Here is a 9,745-nt window from a genome sequence, read left to right as displayed (position 1 = left end):
TGGGGGCGTCGATGAATCCGTCAGGCACATGCACGGGATGATTTTAGATGGTTATTGCGAGTGCTTTGCAAGAGCCAGGGAATCGTGGATCGGGTCGCCCGCGGATGTGAGATCTGTCGCCCCGAGGCCCCCGTGGGCGCCTCGTGTGGTGCGTGACACAGGGATGCCCGGCCGTCTCACCTGCCAAAGCAGAGTTGAGGAAGTCCAGAGCTTGAGCGCAGGATGGCGGGCATGACCTCCACCGCACGCCCCCTCCTCAACCGCCGGCTCGCCGAGTTCGGAACGACGATCTTCGCCGAGATGTCCGCCCTGGCCCTGAAGACCGGGTCGATCAACCTCGGCCAGGGTTTCCCCGACACGGACGGCCCCGAGGAGATCCGCGAGGCGGCGGTGCGCGCGCTGCGCGACGGACGCGGCAACCAGTACCCGCCGGGCCCCGGCGTCCCCGAACTCCGCACCGCGATCGCCGCCCACCAGGAGCGCCGCTACGGCCTCTCCTACGACCCCGACGCCGAGGTCCTGGTCACGGCGGGCGCCACGGAGGCGATCGCCGCCGCGCTCCTCGCCCTGGTCGAACCCGGCGACGAGGTCATCGCCCTGGAGCCGTACTACGACTCCTACGCGGCCTGCATCGCGATGGCGGGCGGCACCCGCGTACCGGTCACGCTCCGCCCCGCCGACGGCAGCTTCCGCCTCGACCTCGACGAGCTGCGCGCCGCCGTCACCGACCGCACCCGCCTCCTCCTGATCAACACCCCGCACAACCCGACCGGCACCGTCCTCACCCGCGAGGAACTCGCCGCCATCGCCGAACTCGCCGTAGAACGCGATCTGTTGGTGATCACCGACGAGGTGTACGAGCACCTGGTCTTCGACGAGGCCGAGCACATTCCGCTGGTGACGTTCCCCGGGATGCGGGAGCGGACGGTGTCGATCGGGTCGGCGGGCAAGACGTTCTCGTTCACGGGGTGGAAGGTCGGCTGGGTGACGGGCACCCCCGCCCTCGTCACGGCCGTACGGTCGGCGAAGCAGTTCCTGACGTATGTGGCGTCGGGGCCGTTCCAGTACGCGGTCGCGGAGGCCCTGGCCCTGCCCGACGCGTACTTCGACGCCTTCCGCGCGGACATGCTGGCCAAGCGGGACGTCCTGGCGACGGGCCTGGCGGAGGCGGGCTTCGAGGTCTTCCGCCCGGCGGGCACGTACTTCATCACGACGGACATCCGCCCACTCGGAGAGACCGACGGCTTCGCCTTCTGCCGCGCCCTGCCGGAACTCGCCGGGGTCGTCGCCATCCCGAACGCGGTCTTCTACGACCACCGGGACGCGGGCGCGCCCTTCGTACGGTTCGCGTTCTGCAAGCAGGTGGGGGTGCTGGAGGAGGCGGTGGAGCGGCTGAAGAAGCTGGTCGGCTGAGCGGGAACGACGACGACGCCCGTCCACAGGCTGTGGACGGGCGTCGTCGGTACGTTCACTCAGGTCGTGCGGGACAGAGGAGGACTACTCCTCGTCGTCCTCAGGCTTCTCGACGGCCTCGTCGACTTCCTCCGTGAGGCCGAGCTGCTCGACCAGCCAGCGGTCGAACTCGATGGCGGCGCGCACCCAGCTGACCGTCGAGGAGACGAAGTGGTTCAGGTCGACGCCGGTGCCGACCAGCATCTGCGCCTCACCGATGAGACGGACGGTGCCGTCGTCGTGGGTGTGGCTGTAGACCTTGGGCCACAGGGTGCGCCGGTTCCAGTCGTCGATGGACTCCAGCAGCTGCGGCTTGGAGTCGATCTCGTGGGGACGGTCGTAGAACGTCCGTACCGAGAAGACGAGCTGGTCGTCCTCACCACGGAACATGAAGTACGTACGGAACTGCTCCCACGGCGCCGCGAGGTCACCCTCGTCGTCGACGACATACTTCAGCTCCATCTGTTCGAGGAGCTGCTTCACGAGGTCCTGATCCGGGACGACGGGGCCCGCCGGTCCTTGGGGGTTCGGCTCGGGCTGGCCCCCGAAGTTCGGAATCGAGGACGGGTCGATGCTCACCGTGTATTTCCCTTCGTACGGATTCCGCCATCCTCCCCCATCCGGGGAGGGGGGTGGCAACCCCTGAAGGGCCTGTCCGCCACGGGCTGACCGGATACGGTCATGCACATGCGGAGGGGGATGCGGTGGCTGCCGTGGGGGTTGTGGTGGATGTGCCTGGTCCTGGTGGTGTGGGCGGGGTGGTCATTCGTACAGGCGATGCTCCACACCTCCTCCGGTGACGACCCTCCCGACACCGTCGCCCCGGTCGGCTGCGCCGAGGCCATGGACTTCTCCGGCGCCGCGCTGCCGGAGGACACCCGGGACGAGGACTGCACCTCGTACAGCTGGGGAGGCCAGGCGTACGACGGCAGTTTCCGCATGCCGCGCGCGGCGGTGCGCGGCTGGCTGGCCCAGTCGTTCCCGGACCGGGCGGGTTTCCCCTGCGACGGGGACGACGACGAGTGCGTCAGCGTCGTCCACGACGCGAACGCGCACGCACATGCGGCCGACGCCTACTCCGTGACGGTGAGCGTGTCCTACGAGGGCGGGTCCGCCGGGGACACCGCCCTCGTCACCTTCGACGCGAGTTCCTACTGAACGTGCGCGGGTACCTGCCGAACCCCGGGCGTCACAACGTCTTGCCCGTCGCCGGCCCCACGATCAGCCCCTCCCCGAACGCGTCCACCCGTACCGTGTCGCCGTCCTTGACCTCGCCCGCCAGGATCTCCTTGGCGAGCCGGTCGCCGATCGCCGTCTGGACGAGCCGCCGCAGCGGTCGCGCGCCGTACGCCGGGTCGTTGCCGTTGTCCGCGAGCCAGGTCAGGGCCTCGTCGCTGATCTCCAGGGTGAGGCGGCGTTCCGCGAGGCGCTTGGCGAGGCGGCCGATCTGGAGGGCGGCGATGCGGCCCAACTCCTCCCTGTTCAGGGCGGAGAACACCACCAGGTCGTCCAGGCGGTTGAGGAACTCCGGCTTGAAGGAGGCCCGGACCACCTGGAGGACCTGATCCTTCTTCTCGTCCTCGCCGGTGAGCGGGTCGATCAGGAAGTTGCTGCCCAGGTTCGAGGTGAGGATCAGGATGGTGTTGCGGAAGTCGACCGTCCGGCCCTGACCGTCCGTCAACCGCCCGTCGTCCAGCACCTGGAGCAGCACGTCGAAGACCTCCGGGTGCGCCTTCTCGACCTCGTCGAGCAGGATCACCGAGTACGGCCGCCTGCGCACCGCCTCCGTGAGCTGACCGCCCTCCTCGTAGCCGACGTATCCGGGCGGGGCGCCGACCAGTCGGGCCACGCTGTGCTTCTCGCCGTACTCCGACATGTCGATGCGGACCATCGCCCGCTCGTCGTCGAAGAGGAAGTCGGCCAGGGCTTTGGCCAGTTCGGTCTTTCCCACGCCCGTCGGGCCGAGGAAGAGGAAGGAGCCGGTGGGGCGGTCGGGGTCCGCGATGCCCGCGCGGGTGCGCCGTACGGCGTCCGAGACCGCTTCCACGGCCTCCCGCTGGCCGATGAGCCTGCGGCCCAGCTCCTCCTCCATGCGCAGGAGTTTCTGCGTCTCGCCCTCCAGGAGGCGGCCTGCGGGGATGCCGGTCCAGGAACCCACCACGTCCGCGATGTCGTCGGGGCCGACCTCCTCCTTCACCATCGTGTCCTTGGAAGCCTCCTCCTCCGCCTGGGAGGCCTCCTCCAAGTCCCGCTCCAGGGAAGGGATCTCGCCGTAGAGCAGCTTGGACGCGGTGTCGAAGTCGCCGTCGCGCTGGGCGCGTTCGGCCTGGCCGCGCAGTTCGTCGAGCTTCTCCTTCAGCTCGCCGACCCGGTTGAGGGACTGCTTCTCCTTCTCCCAGCGGGCGTTGAGGCCCCGGAGTTCCTCCTCGCGGTCGGCGAGGTCGCGGCGCAGCTTCTCCAGCCGCTCGATGGAGGCGGCGTCCGTCTCCTTGTCGAGTGCCAGCTCCTCCATCTTCAACCGGTCGACGGAGCGCTGGAGTTCGTCGATCTCGACCGGGGACGAATCGATCTCCATGCGTAGGCGGGACGCCGCCTCGTCGACGAGGTCGATCGCCTTGTCGGGGAGGAAGCGGGAGGTGATGTAGCGGTCGGAGAGGGTCGCGGCGGCGACCAGCGCGCTGTCCGCGATGACGACCTTGTGGTGCGCCTCGTAGCGGCCCTTGAGTCCGCGCAGGATCGCGATCGTGTCCTCGACGGACGGCTCGGCGACCAGCACCTGCTGGAAGCGGCGCTCCAACGCCGGGTCCTTCTCGATGCGTTCGCGGTACTCGTCCAGGGTCGTCGCGCCGACCATGCGCAGTTCGCCGCGGGCGAGCATCGGCTTCAGCATGTTGCCGGCGTCCATCGCGGAGTCGCCGCCGGCGCCCGCGCCCACGACGGTGTGCAGCTCGTCGATGAAGGTGATGATCTGGCCGTCGGAGTCCTTGATCTCGGCGAGGACGGTCTTCAGCCGCTCCTCGAACTCGCCGCGGTACTTCGCGCCCGCGACCATCGCACCGAGGTCCAGTGCCACCAGCCGCTTGTTCTTCAGGGACTCCGGCACGTCCCCCTTGATGATGCGCTGCGCCAGCCCCTCGACGACGGCGGTCTTGCCGACGCCGGGCTCGCCGATCAGCACGGGGTTGTTCTTGGTGCGGCGGGACAGCACCTGGACGACCCGCCGGATCTCCTGGTCCCGCCCGATGACGGGATCGAGCTTGCCCTCGCGCGCGGCGGCCGTGAAGTCCGTGCCGAACTTCTCCAGCGCCTTGTACTGCCCCTCGGGGTCGGGTGTGGTCACCCGGCGCCCTCCCCTGCTCTTCTGGAACGCGTCCAGCAGCTTCTTCGCGCCGGCCCCCTGCTGGGAGAGTACGTCCCCGGCCGCGCCGCCCTTCGCTGCGATACCGATCAGCAGGTGCTCGGTCGAGAGGTAGTCGTCGCCGAGCTCCTTGGCGCGCTGGCCGGCGTCCGCGATCACGGCCAGCAGCTCACGGTTGGGCTGCGGCGGCGCGACGGTCGACCCGGTCACACTCGGCAGCGAGGCGAGCACCCGCTCGGCCCCGGACCGTACGGCGGCCTGATCGGCGTCGACGGCGGCCAGCAGGTCGGTGATGTTCTCGTTGTCCTGCCCCTCCAGCAGGGAGAGCAGCAGATGCGCCGGGGTCAGGTCCGCGTGCCCCCCGGTCACGGCACGGTTGCTGGCCGCGTTGATCGCGTCCCGGCTCCTGTTGGTCAGCTCGGCGTCCACGTTCCGGTACTCCTCCTCCTACGACCTTCGTGCACGGAATGACACGGTCAACGTGCACAAAGTTGAGTCTATTCCACTCAAGGCAGTGGCGGGGAGGATCGAGGGGCTAAGTTCCGGGAGCATGGCCGCATATCCGCTCGACCCGGGCGATCCCGACCCGTCGTACCTCACCTTCTGGCGGGAACGGCACCTGTGCACCCTCACCACCCTCCGCCCCGACGGCAGTCCGCACGCCGTCCCCGTCGGAGTGACATACGACCCGGAGGCGCGCCTCGCTCGGGTCATCGCGAACAAGTCGAGCACGAAGGTGACGAACATCCTGGCCGCCGGACCCCAGGGAGCACGGGTCGCCGTGTGCCAGGTGGACGGGCGGCGCTGGGCGACACTGGAGGGCCGGGCCTTCGTACGCCTCGAACGCGAGCGGGTCGCGGAGGCGGAGCGCCGGTACGCGGAGCGTTACGGGCGGACGCCGTCGCCGAACCCGTCCCGGGCGGTGATCGAGATCGAGCTGACGCGGGCGATGGGGAAGGCGATCAGGAAGGGCTGAAGCGATCAGTTCCGGCCACTGACGCGGGGCCCATACCCGGATATTTCGCACAAACTGCAGCGGCGTCACCGTGTTCAGGTCACGGTGACGCCGCTGCGGGGGGAAGCACCTGAGCGATCTTTTTACGACGGGGGAATCGCGTCAGGCACTGCGGGGGGTGGCTGAGATGGTCTGGACGTCGGGGGCATCCGTTTCCACCAGCCGGTGGTCTCGCTGGTCAAGATTCACAAAGATCATTCCGTACCGAATGGCACATCGCACTGGCTGCGGCGCCCCCCGAGGCCGCCGCAGACACCGGTACGCCCGTACGTCCTCGTCCTCGTCCCGCGTCACGACGACCGGCTCACCGAACACGGTCACCATGAGCGAGTCACCGCTGTGGGGGATGGCGGTGGCCAGGTCGATGAAGTGCCAGCCGGAGCGGTAGGCCGTGGCCATTTCTCGGCGGAAGCTGCGGTCGTCGGGAGGCGTCGTCATGTCAAGACCATTGGGTGTCGCCCGGCGTGGCCACGACGTCGTCGAGAGCCGCGTCGGCTTGCACCGATGACCACTGGGTGTCCCCCGCCCGTGTGTCGCTCTTCGCACCAGAAAGGCCACTCAGCGTTCCGAAGGCCACAACGGCGGAGAAGGCGGCGACAAGCACCGAGCGAAGCATTCTCTTACGCATAGTCGGCTTCGTCCTCACTTGAAGGTCCCCTCTTCCCCCGTCTGATAAGACGATGGCTCATTCAGGCACGTCATGACCACACAATGAGTGCATCATGTTCCTGCATGTTCAGGACCCTGGGGGGTGGAGATTTGACGACAAATCCGACAGAAGCGACACATCCCCACACGATCGCTGAACTGTGTGAGGAAGGAAGGCGCGTATACGCCAACGCACTGCGCACGGGGCGCGTAGCCCGCGTGGACGTGGAGGACGCTCCCTGCCTCATGGAGTTCGCCCTGCTGCACGCCGATCCGGACGACGAGAACTGGCTCCGGCCGGTGCCTCCCTCGGTGGCGCTGTCCCTGCGGCTGAACCCCCTCGAACGCGAGATCTCCGAGCGCAGACGCACGTCCATGGAGCTGGCCGAGGTCTTCGAGCCCTTCATGACGCTCACCGCCCAGGGCTCGGCCCCGGAGCACTCGATCACCGTGCTGGAGGGTCTCGACCGCATCAACGGCGCCCTCGACCTGGCCACGGACCAGTGCCGCAACGAGGTACTGACGGTCCAGCCGAGCGTCCGCCATCCCGAACGCCGGATCATGGAGGGCCTGGAGCGCGACAAGACCCTGACCGACCGCGGCGTGCGGATCCGGACGCTGTACCAGCACACCGCCCGGTTCATCCCGGAGCGGCTGGCCTACGTGGACCAGTTCGCCAACGGCAAGGTGGAGTACCGCACCATCGACGAGCTGGTCGAGCGCCTCGTCATCTGCGACGAGACCGTCGCCTTCATCCCCATCCGGGACGACCGGCAGGTCGCCCTGGAGCTGCGGCACCCCGGTCTCGTGAGCTACCTGATCAAGGTCTTCGAGTTCATGTGGAGCCGCGCGGTCCCGCTGAGCGCGGGCAGCCCCTACGAGACCGCACCCGACGGCATCACGGACATCCAGCACTCCATCGCCAAGCTCCTCGTCGAGGGCCACGTCGACGAGGCGATCGCCCGCCGGCTGGGCATGAACGTACGGACCTGCCGGGCCCACATCGCCAAGCTCGCCACCGCCCTGGGCAGCGGCAGCCGCGCCCAGCTCGGCTTCCTCATAGCTCAGTCGGGCATCCTTCAGCAGGACCAGCCGACGCAGGAGGGGGACAGCGGGCCGTGACCGAGGCGCACACACACGGGGTGGAGGAGTTGTGTGCGGAGGGGCAGAGCCTGTACGTCCACGCGCTGCGTGAGGGGCGCGTCCCGGCCGGGGACGCGGAGAGCACACGCTGCCTGGTCTCTCTCGGACTGCTCCACCCCGACGTGGAGGATCCCCGCTGGCTGCGGCCGGTCGCGCCCGGTTCGGTGCTCCACCGGCTGCTGCGGAGGTCGGCGGAGCGCATCGCGGACGAGCGGCGCCTCGAAGACCGCCTGGAGGCCGTCTTCGAACCGCTGATGCGCATCGCCGGCCACGGCCCGGGAACGGAACGCGTCCCGACGGTCGAGGTCCTCAGCGGGCTCGACCGCATCGGCTCCGCCATCACCCAGGCCATGGCCGCCAGCTCGGGCGAGGTCCTCACCATCCAGCCGCACATCACGCACACCTCTTATACGGCCCCCGAGTTCCACGCCGAGGCGCTGGCCCGCGACCAGGCCCTGCTGGACCGCGGCGGCCGGCTCCGCACGCTCTACCAGCACACCCTGCGCCACGCGCCGTCCGTCCTCGCGCGCCACGAGCGGCTCCGCGGCGATGTCGCGGCGCGCACCCTGGACGAGATCCCGGACCGCCTCATCGTCGTCGACCGCACGGTCGCCTTCCTGCCCGCGAACGAGGACCGCACCCTCGCGCTGGAGGTACGCCACCCCTCCCTGGTCGCCTTCTGCGCCACGGTCTTCGACCGCCTCTGGCACCTCGCCACCCCGATGTTCCCCGAGACGGTCGAACGCCCCTCGCTGAACGGGGTCAGCCCGCGCCAGCGCGCCATCGCGAGCCTGCTCGTCGAGGGCCACACGGACGCGGTGATCGCCGACCGCCTGGGCATGAACATCCGTACCGCCCGCGTCCACATAGCCAAACTCGCCGCCACCCTCGGCAGTGAGAGCAGGGCCCAACTCGGCTACCTCATAGGGCAGTCGGGGATTCTCGATCCGCCGGGGTGAGCTGCGCGGGGACCTCCGGCAGGTGTGCCGAGGCGCCGTCCAGGCCCGCCTGCGCTATGCGGACGCCCAGTTGGGTACGGCTGGCCGCGCCCAGCGTCTCGGAGAGGCGGGCGATGTGGGCGCGGCACGTCCGCACGCTTATGCCGAGCCGTTCCGCGATCACCGCGTCCTGGTGGCCGTCCGCGAGCAGGGCGGCGATGGACTGTTCGCGGTTCGAGATGCCCTCGATGCCGGTCTCCGGCAAGGGGGCCGCGACCGGGATCGCGAGGCGCCACAGGCGGTCGAAGACCGTGGCGAAGTAGTCGATCAACGCCGGGTGGCGCAGCTCCAGGGCCATCGTGTGGTCGGCGTTGGCGGGGATGAAGGCGACCGTGCGGTCGAAGAGGATCAGGCGGTCGACGACCTCGTCGAGCGTCCTCGCCTCCACCGCGTCGCCCATCAACTCCAGGTAGTTCAGCAGGCCTTGGCCGTGGCGGGCGACATGGGTGTACAGATCGCGCATGCGTACCCCGCGCGAGCGCAGCGCCAGCGCCCGGTGCAGGCCCTCCGTGAGTTCCGGCTCGCGGCGGATGCCGCCGGGCTGGACGGTGAGGACCTCGCCTGTGCAGGCCTCGGTCGCGTCGTCCATCGCCGCCTGGATGCGGGAGAGCCCGTCCAGGACGCGGATCGCGGCGCCGCCCTCCAGCGACGCCGAGGCCGACGCCATCGCGGACGCCTGGATACGGCGGCCGAGACCGGCGTACCACTCGAAGGCGGCGACCGCCGAACCCACCCGCCGGTGGCTCTCGCTGACCTCGTCGTAGACCCCGCGCAGCAACTGGGTCATGACCTCCTGCGGGGCGGTCGGCACCAGCCAGGCCATGTCGTCGGGGTCGGGGTGGAGGAGGGCCAGCTCCAGCAGGCACGGCACCGGTTCGGCATCCGTGCGCGGTACGCGGCCCCGCCGTACGGCCCGGGAGTACACGCGGTCCCCGGCGTCGCAGAGTCGGTCAGCACCGTGTGGATGCTCGTCCGTCCCGTGCCCGGCCATCGCCCATCCCACCCCCGGTTCCCGGCTCTTTGCAGCGCAACTATGCGCGGACCGGTCCTGCTCCGCAACACGGCTCCCCCTCGAACAGGCCCCGAAAACCGCCGCTATCGCCCGCTATCTCCCGGCCTCCGCGCCCCGCC

General features: G+C 69.5%; 9 protein-coding genes. 5 read left to right on the top strand and 4 right to left on the bottom strand.

The window, feature by feature from the left end; translation table 11 throughout:
* The first annotated feature begins 222 nt into the window (after positions 1–222).
* Positions 223–1,413, top strand: a complete 1,191-nt coding sequence (locus tag ACNFOC_RS23425) for a pyridoxal phosphate-dependent aminotransferase (protein ID WP_416961060.1) — start codon at positions 223–225, stop codon at positions 1,411–1,413.
* A gap of 84 nt (positions 1,414–1,497) precedes the next feature.
* Here ACNFOC_RS23425 and ACNFOC_RS23420 read toward each other — a convergent pair whose 3' ends face one another.
* Entirely contained in the window at positions 1,498–2,031 is a 534-nt protein-coding gene (locus ACNFOC_RS23420) for a type III secretion system chaperone family protein (RefSeq protein ID WP_406123966.1), read from the bottom strand.
* A gap of 108 nt (positions 2,032–2,139) precedes the next feature.
* On the opposite strand from ACNFOC_RS23420, the gene ACNFOC_RS23415 reads away from it, so the two are divergent.
* A complete protein-coding gene (locus tag ACNFOC_RS23415; protein WP_416961059.1) occupies positions 2,140–2,610 on the top strand; it encodes a hypothetical protein in 471 nt (156 codons plus the stop codon).
* A gap of 31 nt (positions 2,611–2,641) precedes the next feature.
* Here the strand turns inward: ACNFOC_RS23415 and clpB are convergent, their stop codons facing one another.
* A complete protein-coding gene (gene clpB / locus ACNFOC_RS23410; RefSeq protein WP_416961058.1) occupies positions 2,642–5,239 on the bottom strand; it encodes an ATP-dependent chaperone ClpB in 2,598 nt (865 codons plus the stop codon).
* A gap of 121 nt (positions 5,240–5,360) precedes the next feature.
* Here clpB and ACNFOC_RS23405 point away from each other — a divergent pair, with 121 nt between their 5' ends.
* Positions 5,361–5,786 carry a pyridoxamine 5'-phosphate oxidase family protein gene (locus ACNFOC_RS23405; RefSeq protein ID WP_416961057.1) on the top strand — a complete coding sequence of 142 codons (426 nt, stop codon included), beginning with the start codon at positions 5,361–5,363 and terminating at the stop codon, positions 5,784–5,786.
* Positions 5,787–5,927: 141 nt separating this feature from the next.
* Here the strand turns inward: ACNFOC_RS23405 and ACNFOC_RS23400 are convergent, their stop codons facing one another.
* The gene (locus ACNFOC_RS23400) at positions 5,928–6,263 is read right to left on the bottom strand and encodes a Rieske (2Fe-2S) protein (RefSeq protein ID WP_026178811.1); all 336 of its coding nucleotides are present in this window, start codon (positions 6,261–6,263) and stop codon (positions 5,928–5,930) included.
* A gap of 294 nt (positions 6,264–6,557) precedes the next feature.
* On the opposite strand from ACNFOC_RS23400, the gene ACNFOC_RS23395 reads away from it, so the two are divergent.
* Positions 6,558–7,595, top strand: coding sequence for a helix-turn-helix transcriptional regulator (locus tag ACNFOC_RS23395; protein WP_406123973.1), 1,038 nt, complete (start codon positions 6,558–6,560; stop codon positions 7,593–7,595).
* Positions 7,592–8,575 (top strand): helix-turn-helix transcriptional regulator, encoded by a 984-nt coding sequence (locus tag ACNFOC_RS23390; protein ID WP_416961056.1) that lies wholly within the window; start codon positions 7,592–7,594, stop codon positions 8,573–8,575. The genes ACNFOC_RS23395 and ACNFOC_RS23390 overlap by 4 nt, the downstream gene beginning before the upstream one ends.
* On the opposite strand, the gene ACNFOC_RS23385 is transcribed toward ACNFOC_RS23390, so the two are convergent.
* Complete coding sequence (locus ACNFOC_RS23385) at positions 8,538–9,605, bottom strand: helix-turn-helix transcriptional regulator (protein ID WP_416961055.1); 1,068 nt, start codon at positions 9,603–9,605, stop codon at positions 8,538–8,540. The two genes, ACNFOC_RS23390 and ACNFOC_RS23385, sit on opposite strands and share 38 nt — an antisense overlap.
* Positions 9,606–9,745: the final 140 nt, after the last annotated feature.

The organism is Streptomyces colwelliae, from assembly GCF_048158785.1.
Taxonomy (GTDB): Bacteria; Actinomycetota; Actinomycetes; order Streptomycetales; family Streptomycetaceae; genus Streptomyces.
Note: the sequence above shows the minus strand (reverse complement) of the source record. Positions and strands in the feature narration are given on the sequence as shown.